The sequence below is a fragment of the Aeromonas aquatilis genome (assembly GCF_054052405.1).
On record NZ_JBSTYP010000013.1, the window covers coordinates 32,112 to 50,596 of the forward strand.

Sequence of the window (18,485 nt, forward strand, 5' to 3'; positions counted from 1 at the left end):
CAATCCCTTGGGTGATGCCTTGTCCATCTCCCATCCGGCGGCCTGCACAAGAGAAGAGATATCATGTCACTTGTCCCTGTTACCGGCCTTATCACCGCCAAAAACCTTGCCACTCAGCCACTAAGTGGAGGTGTGCGATGAGCCAGAAACTGCTGGTATCGGCCCTGCTACTTGCCCTTGGCGCTGGTGGCGGCTACTGGGCCGCCAAACAGACCTCCGATGGCGCAAGCGCCAAAGAGAAGACGCCCCTCTACTGGGTCAACCCCATGGATCCCCGCGACAAGCGCGATGCTCCGGCCAAGGACAACATGGGGATGGACTTTATCCCCGTCTATGAGGAAAAACAGGGCGGCTCACCGGGCACCGTCACCATCAGCCCCGAGATCCAGCAGAACCTGGGGGTGCGACTTGCCAAGGTGGAGAAACTGCCCATCCACCAGCAGATCGAGACGGTGGGCTACGTCGGCTATGACGAGGACAAGCTGGAGGCGGTCAACGCCCGCATGGCAGGCTGGATCCGCACCCTCGCCATCAAGAGCGAGGGGCAGCAGGTGAGCAAGGGGAGTCTGATTTACGAGCTCTACGCCCCGGACCTGGTCAACGCCCAGCACGAGTATCTGCTCGCCCTAGGCGTAAGCAACACAAAGGGCACCGCCAACCCCTTGCTGCTGCGCGCCGCCGAGGGCAAGCTCAAGTCCCTGCAGGTGCCGGCGGATCAGATAGCTGCCCTCAAGCGCAGCCGTCAGGTGCAGGAGACGGTGCGCATCTATGCCCCCAGCAGCGGTTATGTTTCCGAACTGAAGGTGCGCGAAGGCCAATATGTGGAGCCCGCCGCGGCCCTGTTCAACATCAGCACCCTCAAGCAGGTGTGGGTGAGCGCCGAGGTGTTCGAGCGTCAGGCGGCCCAGCTGAAGGTGGGGGATCCGGTCACCATGACTCTCGACTATGCCCCCGGTCGCAGCTGGCAAGGTAAGGTGGATTACCTCTATCCGACCCTCGATGCCGCTACTCGCACCCTCAAGGTGCGGCTGCGCTTTGCCAACCCGGACGAGTTCCTGAAACCCAACATGTTCGCCAAGGTGAGCATTCGCACCGGGCAGGGCGAACCCCGGCTGGTGGTATCGAGCGAAGCGGTGATCCGTACCGGCAGTCAGGATCGGCTGGTGTTGGCGTTGGGGGATGGCAACTTTAAGTCGGTGGCCGTCACTCTCGGCACCCAGTTTGGCGACAAGGTTGCCATCAAGGCAGGGGTAGAGGCTGGGGATAACATAGTCAGCTCGGCCCAGTTCCTGCTCGACTCCGAATCGGCCATCGATTCGGACTTCCAGCGCATGACGGCGGTGCGCCCCGCTCAGGTGTGGACCCAGGGCGAGGTTGAAAGCATCGATCTGGCCAACCGTACCCTGATGGTCTCCCACCAACCCATCCCCGAGTGGCAGTGGCCCGCCATGGAGATGGAGTTCACCGTCGCCGAAGGAGTCGACATCAGCAAGCTGGCCGAGGGACAGACCCTCCATCTGCAAGTAATGCAGGAGGGGGATGAGTACCGCATCACCACCATCCATCAGGAGAAAGCACCCGCTACTGACGGCGACGCCAAACCCGCAACGGATGAGATGGTGAAGATGGAAGGCATGGACCATAGCCAGCATCAGATGACGATGCCCGCAATGGAGAAGAAGTCATGATCCCTTCCATCATTCGCTGCCTGACAGGCAACCGCTCTCGGCTCTCTGTACTTGGTGAGAAAGGAGTTCAATCATGATCCCGTCGATTATTCGCTGGTCCATCGGCAACCGCTTTCTGGTGCTGCTATTGACCCTCATGCTCACCGCCTGGGGGCTCTGGTCGGTCAAACAGACCCCGGTGGACGCCCTGCCGGATCTCTCCGACGTGCAGGTGATCATCAAGACGGCCTATCCGGGCCAGGCGCCTCAGGTGGTGGAGGATCAGGTGACCTACCCGCTTACCACCGCCATGCTGGCGGTGCCGGGGGCCACTACGGTGCGCGGCTACTCCTTCTTCGGCGACTCCTTCGTCTATGTGCTGTTTGACGACAACACCGACCTCTACTGGGCCCGCGCCCGGGTGCTGGAGTATTTGAGCCAGGTTGCCCCCAACCTGCCCGCCTCTGCCCGCCCCCAGCTCGGCCCCGATGCCACCGGGGTAGGCTGGGTCTATCAGTACGCGCTGGTGGACAGAACCGGCAAGCACGACCTCAGCCAGCTCACCTCGCTGCAGAACTGGTTCCTCAAGTACGAGTTGCAGACGGTGGAGGGGGTCTCCGAAGTCGCCACCGTGGGCGGCATGGTGCGCCAGTATCAGGTGCGGGTCGACCCGGACAAGCTGCGTGCCTACGGCATCCCGCTCTCCCTTATCGAGACCGCCATCCAGCAGGGCAATCAGGAGACCGGCGCCTCCGTCATCGAGATGGCGGAAGCGGAGTACATGGTGCGCTCCAATGGCTATCTGAAGAGTGTCGAGGATCTGAAGCAGATCCCGCTCGGCACCACTGTGCGCGGCGCCCCGCTGCTGCTGGGTGACGTGGCGGATGTGGTCACCGGGCCCCAGATGCGGCGCGGCCTGGCCGAGCTCAACGGCGAAGGGGAAGTGGTGGGCGGCATCATCGTCATGCGCTACGGCGAGAATGCCCAGCACACCATCGACGGAGTCAAGGCACGGCTGGCGGAGCTGAAAAGCAGCCTGCCGGAAGGAGTAGAGATCGTCACCGTCTACGATCGCTCCGACCTTATCCAGCGCGCCATCGACAACCTCTCCGGCAAGCTGGTGGAGGAGTTCGCGGTGGTGGTGCTGGTCTGCCTCGCCTTCCTGTTCCACCTGCGCTCGTCGCTGGTGGTGGTCATCACCCTGCCCATCGCCATCCTGACCGCCTTTATCGTGATGCACCTGCAGGGGATCAACGCCAACATCATGTCGCTGGGGGGCATCGCCATCGCCATCGGCGCCATGGTGGACGGCGCCATCGTGATGATCGAGAACGTCCATAAACATATGGAGCGGGAGGCGCTCACCGACAAGAACCGCTGGCGCATCATCACCGAGGCGAGCATAGAAGTGGGGCCCGCCATCTTCTTCTCCCTGCTGATCATCACCATCAGCTTCCTGCCGGTGTTCGCGCTGGAGGCGCAGGAGGGGCGGATGTTCCACCCCCTCGCCTACACCAAGACCTACGCCATGGCAGCGGCGGCCGGGCTCGCCATCACGCTGGTGCCGGTGATCATGGGCTACTTCATCCGTGGCAAGGTGCTGGCGGAGCAGGCCAACCCGTTCAACCGCTGGCTAAGCCAGGGCTATGTGCCGCTGCTCAAAGCCGTGCTGGCCCGTCCGAAAACCACCCTGGCCATCGCTGCCGTGGTGACGGTGGCGGGCTTCTGGCCGCTCAAGTACTTGGGCTCCGAGTTCATACCACCGCTGGACGAGGGGGACATCATGTATATGCCCACCACCGCGGCCAATATCTCGGTGGGCAAGGCGCGGGAGATCTTGCAGCAGACCGACAAGCTGATTCGCACCGTGCCCGAGGTGCAAAACGTGTTCGGCAAGGCGGGGCGCGCCGAATCGGCCACCGACCCCGCCGATCTGGTGATGATGGAGACCAGCATCCAGCTCAAGCCCCGCGACCAGTGGCGCCCCGGCATGACCCCGGAGAAGCTCAAAGAGGAGCTAGACTCCCTTATCCGCTTCCCCGGCCTCACCAACGCCTGGGTGCCCCCCATCAAGACCCGCATCGACATGCTGGCCACCGGCATCAAGACCCCGGTCGGCATCAAGATAGCGGGGCCGGATCTCAAGGTGATCCAGCAGCTCGGTCAGCAGCTGGAACAGATCGTCGGCAAGGTGGAGGGCGCCTCATCGGTCTACGCCGAGCGGGTGGCCGGTGGCCGCTATGTCAAGGTGGACATCGACCGGCTCAAAGCGGCCCGCTATGGCCTCAACATAGCCGATGTGCAGGCGGTGCTCGCCACCGCAGTGGGCGGCATGGAGGTGGGCCAGACCATCGAGGGGCGCGAGCGCTATCCCATCAACCTGCGCTATCCCCAGAGCTATCGCGACTCGGTGGCGAGCCTCGAGCTGCTGCCGGTGGTGACGCCGAGCGGGGCGCGTATCGCGCTGGCGGACGTGGCGCGGATCTACATCAGCGATGAAGCCCCCATGCTGCGCAGCGAGAATGCGCGTCTCAACGGCTGGGTCTACGTCGATATTCGCGGCCGCGATATCGGCTCCTTCGTCGATGAGGCCAAGGCCGAGGTGGGCAAGCAGCTGGTGCTGCCGGCGGGCTACGCCCTCACCTGGTCCGGCCAATACGAGTACATGGAGCGGGCCAAGGCGCGCCTCGCCTACGTGGTGCCGCTCACGGTCGCCATTATCGTGCTGCTGCTCTATCTGGCGTTTCGCCGCTTCCAGGAGGTGCTGCTCATTCTCACCACCTTGCCGCTGGCGGTGGTGGGGGGGATCTGGACCCTCTGGCTGCTCGACTTCAACCTCTCGGTGGCGGTCGGGGTGGGCTTTATTGCCCTGGCGGGGGTGGCGGTAGAGACCGGCGTCTTGATGCTGGTCTACCTCAACCATGCCTGGGATGACCTGGTGGCCAGCGGCAAGCCAGACCAGGCGGGGCTGCACCGGGCGGTGATCCACGGCGCAGCCCTGCGCCTGCGCCCCAAGATGATGACGGTGGTGACCATTATCGCCGGCCTGCTGCCCATCATGTGGAGCCATGGCACCGGCTCCGAAGTAATGCAGCGCATCGCCGCCCCCATGATCGGCGGCATGGTGAGCGCGCTGGTACTGACCCTGCTGGTGCTGCCAGCAGCCTACTACTTGTGGCGCAGCCGCAGCCTTGGCAAGAGCGCCAACCCGCAAGCCGAATAACCCGATTTCACGCTCCATGTTGACTAAACGATGAGGAAACCATCATGAACTACAAGACACTGACCCTGACATTGCTGCTTGGCCTTGCCACCCACACCAGCCTGCAAGCCGAAGAGATGATGCACCATGAAGGGCACGATATGAGTCAGATGGGTGAGATGAGCGAACAGGCCGGAATGGTGATGACCAAGGGGGTCATTACCCGCCTCGATGAGGAGAGCGGCAAGGTCGGCATCAAGCACGAGGCGATCGAGAACCTCAAGATGCCCGCCATGACCATGGTCTTTCGAGTGGCAGATCTGGCCCAGCTCAAGGGGCTCAAGGTGGGGGATGCCATCCACTTTCATGCCGAAAGCCAGAGCGGCAAGCTCACAATGACAGCCATCCAGCCGCAATAAACGGCTCTGGCTCGCCGAAAAGGTCACGATAGACAGTGACAACGCAAGAGGGAGGCATCAGCCTCCCTCTTCTTTGGTCAACCTGTTCGTGTGGTCAACCTCTGGCGCGCGATAGCACTCAGCTGCGGGTTGCCAGCAACTGCTCCACATCCTCGATCACCTTGAGGGCCGCCTGCGGGCCGCCGCTGGAGGTCCAGAGCGACCCGTCCACGGCGCCAAAGCGCTTGGCCTTGATCACCGGCAACTGCTGGAACGCCGGGGTCTGCTCCGCCTGACGCATGGCATCCACCGCATCACCGCTGGCGCTCAGAGTGCCGACCACCAGCCAGTCAGCATCCAGCAGGTTGAGGGACTCCAGACTCAGGGGCGGTGAGTGGGGCGCGCCAGTCCCCTGTTGTTTGTCCGGACGCACCAGCCCCATCGACTCCACTACGCTGCTGGCGAACGTCCCCGGGTACATGAAGCTTGGCCCCTTGGGGTTCCAGCGCACTATGCTGATGCTCTCCCCTTGGTGTTTGGCCAGCTTGCTGCGGGCCTGAGTCAACCGCTCGGCATACTGCAGCAAGAAAGTATCAGCTTGCTGGTCGCGGTTAAGGGTGTGGCCGGCACGGCGGAAGCTGTCCTGCCACGGCTCCCCCCACTTGCTGGTCACCACGGTCGGCGCGATCTCCCCCAGCAAGGTCAGCAGCTCGGGACGGGTCTGGCCGGTCAGGATAAGGTCGGGCTCCAGCGCAATCAACGACTCCAGATTGGGGCTGTCGAGATCGCCGATCACCTGGATACCCATATCCGCCTTGCTCAGCAAATAGCGGGGCAAGGTGGGTTGCCCACGGCCATTGACGGCGCCGATGGGGGTCAGCCCCAGGGTCAGGGTGCTGTCGAGTTCCAGCTCGCTCAGCACCACCACCCGTTTTGGCTGGGCTGGCACCTGCACCTTCTGGCCAAACGCATCGGTCACTTCACGCATCTCCTGCGCCTGAACCAGCGGCGCGGCCAACATCAGGATGGCTGCTGCCAGGGCGGCAAAACGCTTCATCATCTCACTCCTTCTCGTTGCACGGCCCGGATAATCGGCCGCGTGAATACACTCGGTGGGCCCACAGAGCAGGCCCATATGACTCAACTCGCCGAACGCAGGGTGCGGCCATGTTCGTGGCAACGGGGCACGATAATGGGCGCCCCGTCGCCGGGGGCATGCAGAATGTCGACACTGGTCTGGTAGAGCCGGTCGATCAGGGATTTGGTCACCACCTCCCGGGCCGGGCCCATGGCAGCAATGGTGCCCTCGCCGATGGCGATCAGCTCGTCACAGTAGCGCGCCGCCATCGCCAGATCGTGGATCACCAGCAGCACGGTTTTGCCTTCGGCAGTGATGCGGTGGATCGCCTCCATCACCTCGGTTTGGTGGCCGATATCGAGGGCGCTGGTGGGCTCGTCGAGCAGCACCATGTCGCTGTCCTGGGCCAGGATCATCGCAAGCCACGCCCGCTGCGCCTGCCCGCCGGAGAGGGACGCGGCGCTCTGCTGCCAGATGCTTTCAAGCTGCATCCGCTCGCAGGCAATACGCACCATGCGGGCATCCTCCTCACCCCACTGATTGAACCAACCCTGATGAGGGTGACGGCCATACTGCACCAGCTGCTCCACCAGAATGCCGGCAGGCAGGGTTGGCCGCTGGGGCAGGTAGGCGAGCTCCCGCGCCAACCTCTTCATGGGGTAGCTGGCAAGCGGCTTGCTTTTGAGCAGGATCTCGCCGCGTTGGGCTTTCATCTGGCCGGATAGCAGCTTGAGCAGGGTCGATTTGCCGCAGCCGTTGGGGCCGACGATCCCCACCAGCTTGCCCCTCGGCACGCTGAAAGAGATGTCCCGCAAAATGGGGGTCTGCTGATAGGCGAAATGGAGGCGATTTACGGTGAGCGTCATCAGTCAGCCCTCTGGCGATCGTTAACAAGAAGAAACAGTAGCAACAGGCCACCGAGAATGCGGGTCATGATGCCGGTCGCCACCTCGTGGGGACTGGCCAGCACCCGAACCAGGGTATCGCTGGCAAGCAGCAGCAGGGCGCCGCTAAGCGCCGCCAGCCAGAGCGGCACCACCCGGTCTTTCACCAGCCAGGAGGCAAGAATGGGGGCCGCCATGGCGATAAAGACCACGGGACCGCCGATGGCTGTGCCGAGCGCCGCCACCAGAATGGCCTGCGCCAGAATGCCCAGTTGCACCCGATCGCCGTTGACGCCAAGCCCTCTGGCCATCTCGGGGCCAAAGCGCAGCACCGCCAGCGAGCGGGAGAGATAGACGATCCACGGACAGAGCAGCAGCAACAGGATGGCGATGGGGGTGATGGTGCTGTAACCCACGGCGATAAAGCTGCCCATATTCCACAGATAGAGAGAGCTCAGGTGCAGCAGGGCCTGAGTGGACATCACAAACTGGCCGAGCGCCTCGAACAGCTCGGAGAGGCCAATGCCGATCACCACGAACAGATAGCCCTGCTCACCCGGTTTGCGGCAGAGGGCATAGAGCACCAACGCCGCGAAGATGGCGCCGATAGGTGCCGCCCACCAGGGCCAGCTGCCCACAGTCAGATAGAGGGAGAAGACGATGATGGCCAGAGAGGCTCCGTTGTTGACCCCCACCATGTCGGGTGTGGCCAGCCGGTTGCGAACCAGAGTCTGCACCAGACAGCCGGAGAGCCCCATGGCGGCCCCCGCCGCCACCACCCCAAGGATGCGCGGCAGCCGGATCTTGAACAGGGTGAGCTGCTCAAGCCGTGTCCCCTCCCCCAGCAGGGTGTTGACCACCCCGGCAAAGCCGAGCTTGCCGCCGCCAATGCTCAGGGCCAGCAGAGCCAGCGCCAGCAGCGCCACGGCAAGCAGTACCAGCCAGCGCCAGCTTGGCAGATGGATCAGCAAAGAGCGGTTGCCTGCCCGCAGGCAGAGCATATCGGTAGGTGTTCGCATCAGCCCCTCACTTGACGGTCAGCAGGGTACGAAAGCCCCCGCGATGAACGATGGCGATCAGCACTGGTGCGCCGATCAGGGCCAGAATAACCCCGTTGGGCAACTCGAACGGCTGGATCAGCCAACGCGCCAGAATGTCGGCCAACAGCAGAAACAACATGCCGAACAGGGCGGAGAAACAGACCTGCACCGACAGTTTCACCGGCTCTACCAGTCGGCCACAGTAGGCGGCCAGAAAGCCGACAAAGCCGATGGGGCCGGCGATGGCGATGGCACTGGCGGTAAACAGGGTGGCGGCCAGCAGCACGCCAATTCGCACCCGGTTTGGGCGGATCCCCAGCGCCTGGGCCTGACTGTCCCCCATCTGCATCAGGGTCAGCTGGCGACAAAGCAGCAAGGTGATGACAAACGCCGCCAGCACGAAGGGCAGCACAGCGATGATGGCATCGAGATTGGCCGCCGACAGGGAGCCGAGGTTCCAGAAGCGGTACTGCTCCAGCACCATCTTGTTGGAGAGCAGCAGAAAGCTGGAGAGACCGCCGAAGGTGGCGGAGAGCGCCACCCCGACCAGAATGAGCTTGAGGGGGTTGGAGCGGCCAATCATCATGCCGAGTCCCAGCACAATAACGTTACCAAGCAGCGCACCGAGTCCTGCCCAGAGCAGATAGCCGTAGGCGGACTCCACACCAAACCAGGTGAGCCCCACCACCAGCGCAAAGACGGCCCCGGCGTTGACCCCGAGCAGACCGGGCTCAGCCAACGGATTGCGGGTCGCACTCTGCAACAAGGAGGCAGCCAGAGATAAAGAGGCACCGACCACCATGGCACAGAGGGTGCGCGGGATCCGCAAGGTATTGAGCACCATGGCGAGCTTCTCGTCGCCAGCCCAGCGAGCATCCCCCATCAGGTAGCCGAGCACCTCACGGGCACCATAGACGCCCGCACCGGTGGCGAGCGAAAGAGAAAGCAGTATGAACAGGAGGAACAATCCCAGCCAGAACAGCGAGGTCTGGTCTCTAAACACCCTTAACTCCTTATGGTGGCAATGCGCATGTTGTTGAAATACATGTGGTTGAAATAAAAGCCGTCACCCGAGGTGATGCCGTGACAACAGCGGAAGCCCGCCAATGCGGGCTCCCGTTCAGCCATTACAGCTTGTAGGCCACACCGGCATAGACAGTGCGCCCGTCGAGGATCTGATCGGCCTCGGTGGCAACCCAGTCACGCTTGGTATTGGTCAGGTTGTTGAGCCCGAACTTCAGATCCAGTGCCCGGGTGGCGTTCCAGACTGCCCCGACATCCAGGGTGTGGAATCCGGCGGTGGTCTCATAGGTGGTGCCGCTCATGCGCGGAACCGGAAGGATCTGGCTGCCGGTGTAGTTCCAGCCGAGCTGGGTACTCAGGCTCTCGATGACCTGCCACTCCAGCTTGGCGTTGGCGGTATGCTCCGGCGTCCGATAGAGATCCTTGCCGCTGGTCTTGTCCTCCCCGTCGATCAGGGTGACGTTGCTGGAGAGGGTCAGGGCATCGGTAATATCAAACCAGCCGCTCAGCTCCACCCCCTTGATGCGAGCCTTGCTGACGTTCTGATAGGTCATCACCGCCGGACGCCAGGTGGAGGTCCATGCCTCGCTCTGGATCTTGTCCTTGATATCGTTGTGGAAGGCGGTAACCCCGGCGCCCCAGAACGAACCATCGTAGGCGGTGCCCAGCTCGTAGCTGACGGCGGTTTCCGGCTTCAGATCCGGGTTGCCCACCACGGCGCAGCGACCGCGACAGGCGGCTACCGCATAGTCCGGGTTGGACTGGGCAATGGTCGGCGCCTTGAACGCCTTGCCAATGCCGCCCTTGACCACCCAGTTGTCAGTCAGGCTGTAGAGGGCATAACCACGAGGGCTGAACTCGGTGCCATAGGTCTCATGGTGATCGACCCGGCCACTCAGGGTCAACGCCAGATCGCCAAAGCCAAACTCATCCTGCAGATAGAGCGCGCTCTGGTTGACGCTGACATCGCCCCCCTTGAGGTTGACGTTATGCTTGAGTTCGGTGATGCGGTACTCGGCACCACTGGTCAGCAGGTGGCTGCCCAGATTGCCGCTCAGCTGGCCATCGAAAGTGTGGTTGGTCTGGCTCACATCGCCGTTGGTCTTGCTCAGCGCCGTCATCAGTTCGGAGTCATCAAACAGATCAACCTGCTCGAAGGCATAGCCGACCCGGCTGTCAAACTGATCCCAACGGCCGACGTGGGTGGCGTTGAGTCCCAGTCGCTCCATCTGCTGGATATTGCGCGGAGTCTGGCCGTAGTTGTTCCAGTGGGCCTCCCGATCGTCTTTGGCGTAGTTCATCCCCACATCCAGATCCTGACGATCATCGATCAGCCATTTGACGTTGGAGAGGATCCCCAGCTTTTCACGCTGCTCGATGGCATCGGCCTTGGGGTTGATGCTCTGCTCGCTCTGCCAGGCATCCCTGTGGTTCCCTTCCACCACCAGGTTGGCCAGCAGCTTGTTGTCGATCAGTGCCCCGCCCACATAGGCACTCGCCTTGTTGATAGTCCCGCCGTGACCGTCGGTGGGGTCGCTGAAGGTATAGGTAGCCGCCGCTTCGGTCTTCTCCCCGGGTTGGCGCAAGATGACATTGACCACCCCACCCAGCGCATCGGCACCGTAGAGGGAGGAGATGGGGCCACGGATCACTTCGATACGCTCGATGGCCGCCATGGGGATGGCAGAGAGATCGAAATCATTGCCATAACCGGAGGTAAGAGCATCGCGGGAGCTAATACGCCGGCCATTGACCAGCAACAGGGTGTAATCCCCCTCCAGCCCGCGCAACTTGATCTCGCTGCGGCCGTAGCTGGTAGCAGGGCTGATATTTACCCCCGGCAACTGTTTCAGAGCGCCGGTCAGATCATTGACATTGAGCTTGTCGAGCTCGGCCCGGGTCACCACAGAGACGCAGGCCGGGGCGGTCAGCTCGCTGTGCCGGGTTTTGGTCGCCGTCACCACCATAGTTTCATGAGCGGCGACAGGCGCAGTCCCCTGGGCCAGAACTGGCAGGGCAAAAAGGGACAACACCAGCGGATGCACTGCAAATCGCCGGGATGATGTACGCATCATCAACACTCCACATAAAACAACCAAAGCCAACACCACCGACATCCCTGTCTGACCTCGCCAGACCCGGTGCAAAGTGATGGAATTCATTGACATGAACTGTCGTCCATGCCCCATCGCCCCGAACATCAGTGCATTACGGCAGGGCCTGCATTGTGCTATGCCACTCGCAGCCATCAATAACAAAAACGCCGTGCCGACTGACATCGGTACGGCGCAATACTAAATGCAAATCATTTTTATTTGCAAGCAAGAATCAGGTTTTCTTTCGCATCCGCTTAATTATCCATCACATCGTGACGGGTCTGGTGATAGGCCTCTTCACTCTTGCCCCGCCGCCAGTACGGCACGGCGTAGAGCGACTGGCGATCCACCTCGAGCACGGAACGAAAATGGCGGCGCAGCGGCAACACCAGCGCCTCTTCCCCACCCAGCCAGAAGAAGCCGCCATCGCGCACCAGCGGCAGAGCAATCACATGCTCCAGCAGGCCGCTGGACTCGGGCTCGCCGACAAACCAGTGACAGCGAACCCCGACCGGCAGCGTCAACGGCTGAGCATCGGCCTGATCCGGCACCAGAATCGCAATTTCCCCTCTGGCATCGGCAGGCATCACCTCGCACATCGCCATGATGGCGGGCAAGGCGGTGAGATCCCCCACCAGGCAGTAGTGATCGGCCGGTTGCAGCATGGGGTTGGTGCCACCCGGCCCGGAGAGGATCACCTTCTCTCCCGGCTTGGCATGGGTAGCAAAGGCGCTGGCGGGCCCACCGTCACCGTGCAGCACGAAGTCGATATCAATTTCCTGCTCATCACGGCGAAATGCGCGGATGGTGTAGGTGCGGATCACCGGCTTGTCAGCCGGGTCACTCCAGCGCGGGCCGTTCGGGGTCATGGCAGGCAGCACCGGCTCCACCTGATGGGGCTGGGCCAGCATCACCTTGATATGGGCCCCACCGCAGGTAAAGGGATAGTCAGCCAACTCGCTGCCACCAAAGGTGATGCGACGCAAATGGGGGGTGATCTGGGTAATGGCTTTTACAGTCAGCAGACGGGGACGATTGGGAGGCAGAGATGGGGACACGATGGGGCTCCTCGTTGAGTGTGTCGCCCATGCTACACGCAAATAGGAATTACTATCAAATAGGATTCCTTCTCGTCGGCCACGGCGGGAGGGATATGCAAGAGCCGCGCGATGTGGTGCGGCAATCGAGAGCAAGAGTGACGTGGATGCAATCCAGCCTCATGATTATGCGAAGAAAGCCCTCGCCAGCGGTCACCGGAAGTGGCGGTTCCATTTGCTTATTCGACCATAGTTTTTCGAGATCAAATTTTATTTCCCAATAAGTTTCCTATCCTTAGTGAAGCAGTTAATGTAAGCACAGGATGCCAAACAGGATTGTATGATGGATGACCAAATCCTGATTATTGATGATGACGATCTCGCCCTCCCCGACGCACAGCAAGCGGGCTGGAAGGTGATGATTGTTGACGATGAGCCAGAAGTGCATCGCATCACCAAAATCACCTTGAACAAATTCGAGTTTGACAATCGCCCCATTGACTTTCTGCATGCCTATTCCGCTGCAGAGGCAAAGAAGCTGCTGGCCATCACCCCTGATGTCGCACTGCTGCTGCTGGACGTGGTGATGGAGGTCGACCACGCAGGCCTCGATGTCGTCAAATATGTCCGTGAAGAGCTGCAAAACAAGATGGTGCGCATCGTGTTGCGTACCGGCCAACCCGGCCAGGCGCCGGAAGATGACGTGGTCACCAACTACGATATCAACGACTACAAGGATAAAACCGAGCTCACCTCCCAGAAGCTGCGTACCCTGCTGCGGGCCAGTCTGCGCTCCTATCGGGATATCCGCACCCTGGAGAGCAACCGTCAGGGGCTGGAAAAAGTCATCGAAGCCTCCAAGGGGATCTTTGAGAAACGGGCCCTGCGCCAGTTTGTCGAAGGGGCCCAGGAGCAGCTCAGTGCCCTGCTCCATCTGGGGGAGACCCAGATCTACGATGTCAAGCAATACGCCTACGAGGTGAAGGATCAACTGCTGGAACCATTGCTACCCGGTCACCCTGCCATTCGTCTCACCGAGGCGCCGGAGATCCTGCGCCAGGCCATGGGCAATCGCAGCAATGTATACGGCACCAACCAGATGGTGCTCTACTGCCAGAACCAGCGCCACCACCTGCTGTTCCATATCGAGACAACTCGCCAACTCAGTCAGATCGATACCAGTCTGCTGACCCTGTTTACCGAAAACATCATAGTGGCGCTGGAGAATATCCGGCTCAATGAGGTGATTGCCGACAATCAGCGGGAGATCATCTACCGCATCGGCGAACTGGTCGAAACCCGCTCGAAAGAATCGGGGCTGCACGTCAAACGGGTCGCGCTCTATACCGAGCAGTTTTGCCTGCTGCTGGGGATGAGTGAAGAGCAGAGCGAGCTGATCAAAAGAGCCTCACCACTGCACGACATTGGCAAGGTCGGTATTCCCGACGCCATCCTGCACAAGCCGGGCAAGCTGACCCCGGAAGAGTGGGAGATCATGAAAACCCACGCCCAGTTGGGGCAGGATATGCTCTCCGGCAGCGATCTGGCGCTGTTCCAGATTGGTGCCACCATCGCCGGCTATCACCATGAGAAGTGGAATGGCAGCGGTTATCCCCACGGCCTGAAGGGGGAGGATATCCCGCTGGAGGGACGGATCGTAGCGCTGGCCGATGTATTCGATGCCCTGGGTTCGGATCGCTGCTACAAGAAGGCGTGGCCGCTGGACAAGGTGTTGGCGCTGATTGAGGAAGAAAAGGGACAACATTTCGATCCTCGTCTGGTCGAGTTGATGCAGGCCAATCTGGACAAGTTCCTCGAGATCCGCGAGCAGAACAAGGATGTCTATATCGGCGAACACTGATAGCCAGCTTGTTCTGTTTATGAACTCAAAAAAACCGCCCTGCTTATCAGGGCGGTTTTCTATATCTGGCATCACGCCACTTCAGAGCGAAAAGTACGAGGGTTACTGCTCTGGCAGATTGAGATCCAGCTTGGCGGCAGGTTGTCCGGCTTGCTGATTCTCGACCTGCGCAGCGGCCAGAGCACGCTTCAGGGCACGCCGTTTTTGTATCACCACAAACCCGACCCCACCCAATACCGTCAGCAGCACACCACCACCCGCCAATGCCCAGATCAGCCAGCCCATTTCCTCCTCTGCCGGAGCTTCATGGGTCGCCTCGGCACTGGAGGCCGGTGCGGCGGCCGACACCACCTCGACAGGAGGCGGCGGTGGCGGGAAGACATTGAAGGTTTTCACTGGCAACTCGATTTTCAGCTCACGGCCGAGGCGAGTGGTGCCATAGAGGGTTGCTTTCACCTCATGCTGACCGACCTCCTTGATGTTGGAGAGATCGATATCAAGCTTGGGGTCGCTGGCGGTCTCGCTAAACTCGTAGAGGCCGCCCACATTGCTGGTCACACTCCCCTTGACCACCACGGAAGCAGGATCCAGCTCATCACGGTCGATGAGCAGTGAGAGCTTGGCTCCCAGCTCTTCCGAAGGCGGCGACAAGTTATAGCTGAACGGATAGGGGTAAAACAGCACATCCTGATAACGGGCACGGACAAACACCTGATTACCGGTGCTGAACATGGCGCGGTACTTACCACCGGGAATATCCTGCAGCGTCACTTCCGCGGTCATGATACCGTCACCCGGCACTTCGTCGAGCCTCTTGCCATCATCGCGATAGTGGCCAAGTACTTGATCCAGCACGACCTCTTTCTTATCGGCATCGCTGAACGATTGCAGCTTGACGGTCATGCCAAGGTCAGAGAGATAGTATTTATCTTTCGGCGGCTGACCATTGATCAGCAACCACGCCTTGAGCTTGACCACCTCCCCCTGATAGAGCTGCATCGGCAGGGCGGCGATATCGAGCCGGATATCGGAGAGAATGCGCACCCGGTTGTCGGGATCCACCTCGCCAATCGCCTGCCAGGGGCCCGGCATGGGATTGCGCAGGGTAATGAGATCATGCTCCGGCAGCGCCAGCCAACCTACATCGGCAGGTTTGACCTTGCCCACGTAAAGCTTGCTGCCATCGGGGCGAACCAGGATCACCGAGGGGGTACCCGGCTTGCGCTTGATGATGAAGGTTATCTCCTTCACGCCGTAATCGATGCGAAAGCGGTTATCCAGCAACGGAATATCGGAAGGGGCAAATACCTCGGTCGCCGTCGCCCCCAGCGAGAGCAACAACAGCAGACCGGCACACCACTTGCTCATTGCCGCCACAGACAACTTCCTCCCTTCTTCTGTACCAGATCCAGTCTCGCCTCGTGCAGGGCCTGAACCTCTGTGCTGGCACGCACCACCTTGAGGGCGGGTCGGTTGCTCTCCAACCGGCGAATGCTGGTGTCCTGATTGTTTTCGTTTTCGTTGCTCTCGGTGGCCAGATTAAGTTTGGTCTGGCCACCGGTCATCAGCAGGTAGACGTCCGCCAGGATCTCCGCATCAAGCAGAGCCCCGTGCAGGGTACGGTGGGAGTTGTCGATACCGTAACGATCGCAGAGCACATCCAGGTTGTTGCGCTTGCCGGGGAAGAGGTCCCGCGCCATCGCCAGGGTATCTGTGATGGTGCAGATATCCGCCGTCTTGAAGTTGAGTCCAAGCTTGCTGAACTCGTAGTCCATGAAGCTCACGTCAAACGGCGCGTTGTGGGCGATCAGTTCGGCGCCGCGGATGAATTCGAGGAATTCATCGGCGATCTGGCTGAACGACGGTTTGTCACGCAGAAACTCGTCGGTGATACCGTGCACCTGGATCGCTTCCGGGTCGACCAGACGATCAGGCTTGATATAGACGTGATAGTGGTTACCGGTCAGCTTGCGGTTGATCACCTCCACACAGCCGATTTCGATAATGCGGTGCCCCAGATAGACAGGGCCGCCCGCCGTATTCATACCTGTGGTTTCAGTATCCAGAATGATCTGGCGATTCAGTTGGGGTGTGTTCATGATCCAATCTATGTCAAACTTCGGCTTTACTTACTCGCTAGTTTACCCCAAGCCTCATGTTAAAACAGATTGATTGCTCATGTTAAAACAGATTGATGTCTATACCGACGGCTCCTGCCTCGGCAATCCGGGCCCGGGTGGTTACGGGGCCGTCATGGTCTACGGCAAGCACCGCAAAGAGATTTCCGCCGGATTCAAGTTAACCACCAATAACCGGATGGAGCTGATGGCCGCCATCATGGGGCTGCGCACCCTCAATGAACCGTGCAAGGTGCGCCTCACCACCGACAGCCAGTATGTCCGCCAGGGGATCACCCAGTGGATCATCGGCTGGAAGAAGAAAGGGTGGATGACCGCCAACCGTCAGCCGGTCAAAAACGTCGATCTCTGGAAGGAGCTGGATGCGGAAGTGGGTCGCCACCAGATTGAGTGGCTCTGGGTGAAGGGTCACTCCGGCCACCCGGAGAACGAACGGTGCGACGAGCTGGCCAGAGAGGCCGCCTGTGGCAAGGATCTGGCCGAAGATACCGGCTACCAGCCCTGACGGGCCATTCCCGGTGTGGCGAGGGACTTTGGCAGTTGCCAGCGCCGCCGCACCGGGATCAGTGGAAAGCGCCGTTTACGGGCCGCAATCACGTATACCGATGCAAACGCCCTGCAATAATCCCGCCCGATACTCTCCCGCCACCAGCTGTGCCAGCTCTGTTTCCCCATAAATGAGTAGCCAAAACGCTCGTCGAACATCACCTCGCATCCCAGCAGATGCAGCCAGTCCGTCACCCGCCCCGGGGTGAACATCCGTGCCGACCAAGGCATTCTGCGCCGCAAGAACGGCACACAGTGACCGATCCCAACCAGACTCATGGGGTTGTAGCCACTGATGATCAGCCAGCCATCGTCGGTCAGCACCCTTTCGGCTTCGCGCAACACTTGGTGGGGATCGGTGGAGAAATCGAGGCAGTGAGCCAGCAGGCAGGCATCGACGCTGCCGGTCCGTACCGGCAGATCGAGGGGGTCGCCATACATGTCGAGCAGCCGCCCGCTGGGGGCGACCCCGATCTGGTGACGAATGGAGGAGCGTTTGCAGGAGAGTTCAGCGCTCAGGGCGCCAATTTTCAGCAGATGATACCCAAACAGATTCGGGCACCAGTTGTCGAGCCGATCCTGGATCTCGGCCGCAACCCAGTCCCCCATAGGCAATGCAGACCAGCTGGTCGGGATCTCGATTTGTTGTTCGGTACGTGCCACCTGCATAATAGGGCTCAACTCGGGGTTTCGAACGCCATCCTGTTATATAAGATACCCTCCCTAAAGAGAAGCAGACTCATGTATCCAGTGATCACAGTTCCAGCCTTTAATGACAACTACATCTGGTTGATCCGCCACGAAAATCACTGTCTGGTGGTCGATCCGGGCGATGCCGCACCCGTGCTGGCGCGGCTTGAGGCATTGGGGCTGGTGCTCGATGCCATCCTGCTGACCCATCACCATCACGACCATGTCGGGGGCGTCACCGACCTGCTTGCCCACTTCCCCCACGCCCGGCTCTATGGCCCCAAACTTGACCCGATGCCGGATCACCACGGTCAGTGGCTGGAAGATGGCGATCAGATCAACTGGCACGGCCTCGCCCTCGAGGTGATCCATGTGCCCGGGCACACTCGCGGCCACATCGCCTACCACGGCAACGGCATGCTGTTTTGTGGCGATACCCTCTTCTCGGCCGGTTGTGGCCGCCTGTTTGAAGGAACGCCGGAGCAGATGTACCACTCACTGCAACGACTCGCCGCCCTGCCCGATGAGACACTCATTTATTGTGCACACGAGTACACCCTATCCAACCTGCGTTTTGCCTATGCGGTCGAGCCGGACAACCCGGCGATCCGCCGCCAGATCGGGCTGATCAGCAAACTGCGGCAACAAGGGCTGCCAAGCCTGCCAACCCGGCTGGGTGATGAACGCACTTTCAACATTTTTCTGCGATGCGAACAGGATTCAGTGAAATTTTCTGCTGAAAAACATGGGCTAAAATGCGTGGAAAATCCGGTAGATACCTTCACCATCCTGCGTCAGTGGAAGGACGTTTTTTGAACAAACCTT

General features: G+C 60.7%; 15 protein-coding genes. 6 read left to right on the plus strand and 9 right to left on the minus strand.

The annotated features are described in order from the left end of the window. Positions 1 to 137: 137 nt before the first annotated feature. The 3 genes from ACW5W8_RS06875 to ACW5W8_RS06885 all read left to right on the plus strand — a co-directional run bounded on the left by ACW5W8_RS06875 (position 138) and on the right by ACW5W8_RS06885 (position 5,288). Positions 138 to 1,688 (plus strand): efflux RND transporter periplasmic adaptor subunit, encoded by a 1,551-nt coding sequence (locus tag ACW5W8_RS06875; RefSeq protein ID WP_498627035.1) that lies wholly within the window; start codon positions 138 to 140, stop codon positions 1,686 to 1,688. Between the two features lie 73 nt (positions 1,689 to 1,761). Next, a complete protein-coding gene (locus ACW5W8_RS06880) occupies positions 1,762 to 4,890 on the plus strand; it encodes an efflux RND transporter permease subunit (RefSeq protein WP_498627036.1) in 3,129 nt (1,042 codons plus the stop codon). A 44-nt stretch (positions 4,891 to 4,934) separates the two neighbouring features. Then, positions 4,935 to 5,288: a copper-binding protein gene (locus ACW5W8_RS06885; protein ID WP_498627037.1), complete on the plus strand. Its 354-nt coding sequence runs from the start codon at positions 4,935 to 4,937 to the stop codon at positions 5,286 to 5,288. A 118-nt stretch (positions 5,289 to 5,406) separates the two neighbouring features. Here the strand turns inward: ACW5W8_RS06885 and ACW5W8_RS06890 are convergent, their stop codons facing one another. The 6 genes from ACW5W8_RS06890 to ACW5W8_RS06915 form a co-directional block, all read right to left on the minus strand. Beyond that, positions 5,407 to 6,324 (minus strand): ABC transporter substrate-binding protein, encoded by a 918-nt coding sequence (locus tag ACW5W8_RS06890; protein ID WP_498627075.1) that lies wholly within the window; start codon positions 6,322 to 6,324, stop codon positions 5,407 to 5,409. Positions 6,325 to 6,407: 83 nt separating this feature from the next. Continuing rightward, on the minus strand, positions 6,408 to 7,211 hold the full coding sequence (locus ACW5W8_RS06895) for an ABC transporter ATP-binding protein (RefSeq protein ID WP_498627039.1): 804 nt from the start codon (positions 7,209 to 7,211) through the stop codon (positions 6,408 to 6,410). Next, a complete protein-coding gene (locus ACW5W8_RS06900) occupies positions 7,211 to 8,248 on the minus strand; it encodes a FecCD family ABC transporter permease (protein ID WP_498627040.1) in 1,038 nt (345 codons plus the stop codon). Before ACW5W8_RS06900 ends, ACW5W8_RS06895 begins: the two co-directional genes overlap by 1 nt. A 7-nt stretch (positions 8,249 to 8,255) precedes the next feature. Next, positions 8,256 to 9,272, minus strand: coding sequence for a FecCD family ABC transporter permease (locus ACW5W8_RS06905; protein WP_058052085.1), 1,017 nt, complete (start codon positions 9,270 to 9,272; stop codon positions 8,256 to 8,258). 124 nt (positions 9,273 to 9,396) lie between these two features. Next, positions 9,397 to 11,364 carry a TonB-dependent receptor domain-containing protein gene (locus ACW5W8_RS06910; RefSeq protein WP_498627077.1) on the minus strand — a complete coding sequence of 656 codons (1,968 nt, stop codon included), beginning with the start codon at positions 11,362 to 11,364 and terminating at the stop codon, positions 9,397 to 9,399. Between the two features lie 278 nt (positions 11,365 to 11,642). Continuing rightward, on the minus strand, positions 11,643 to 12,446 hold the full coding sequence (locus tag ACW5W8_RS06915) for a siderophore-interacting protein (protein ID WP_498627041.1): 804 nt from the start codon (positions 12,444 to 12,446) through the stop codon (positions 11,643 to 11,645). Positions 12,447 to 12,768: 322 nt separating this feature from the next. Between ACW5W8_RS06915 and ACW5W8_RS06920 the strand changes: the two genes are divergently transcribed. Continuing rightward, positions 12,769 to 14,286 carry an HD domain-containing phosphohydrolase gene (locus ACW5W8_RS06920; RefSeq protein WP_498627078.1) on the plus strand — a complete coding sequence of 506 codons (1,518 nt, stop codon included), beginning with the start codon at positions 12,769 to 12,771 and terminating at the stop codon, positions 14,284 to 14,286. A 102-nt stretch (positions 14,287 to 14,388) separates the two neighbouring features. On the opposite strand, the gene ACW5W8_RS06925 is transcribed toward ACW5W8_RS06920, so the two are convergent. After that, complete coding sequence (locus ACW5W8_RS06925) at positions 14,389 to 15,654, minus strand: TIGR03503 family protein (protein WP_498627042.1); 1,266 nt, start codon at positions 15,652 to 15,654, stop codon at positions 14,389 to 14,391. Continuing rightward, the gene (dnaQ, locus tag ACW5W8_RS06930) at positions 15,651 to 16,385 is read right to left on the minus strand and encodes a DNA polymerase III subunit epsilon (RefSeq protein ID WP_021231229.1); all 735 of its coding nucleotides are present in this window, start codon (positions 16,383 to 16,385) and stop codon (positions 15,651 to 15,653) included. The genes ACW5W8_RS06925 and dnaQ overlap by 4 nt, the downstream gene beginning before the upstream one ends. A 79-nt stretch (positions 16,386 to 16,464) precedes the next feature. On the opposite strand from dnaQ, the gene rnhA reads away from it, so the two are divergent. Then, on the plus strand, positions 16,465 to 16,929 hold the full coding sequence (gene rnhA, locus ACW5W8_RS06935; RefSeq protein ID WP_005353268.1) for a ribonuclease HI: 465 nt from the start codon (positions 16,465 to 16,467) through the stop codon (positions 16,927 to 16,929). Here rnhA and ACW5W8_RS06940 read toward each other — a convergent pair. Continuing rightward, positions 16,917 to 17,639 (minus strand): methyltransferase domain-containing protein, encoded by a 723-nt coding sequence (locus tag ACW5W8_RS06940; protein WP_498627043.1) that lies wholly within the window; start codon positions 17,637 to 17,639, stop codon positions 16,917 to 16,919. The genes rnhA and ACW5W8_RS06940 overlap by 13 nt on opposite strands. Before the next feature lie 72 nt (positions 17,640 to 17,711). Here ACW5W8_RS06940 and gloB point away from each other — a divergent pair, with 72 nt between their 5' ends. Further along, entirely contained in the window at positions 17,712 to 18,476 is a 765-nt protein-coding gene (gene gloB / locus ACW5W8_RS06945) for a hydroxyacylglutathione hydrolase (protein ID WP_445982624.1), read from the plus strand. The last annotated feature ends 9 nt before the right edge of the window (positions 18,477 to 18,485 follow it).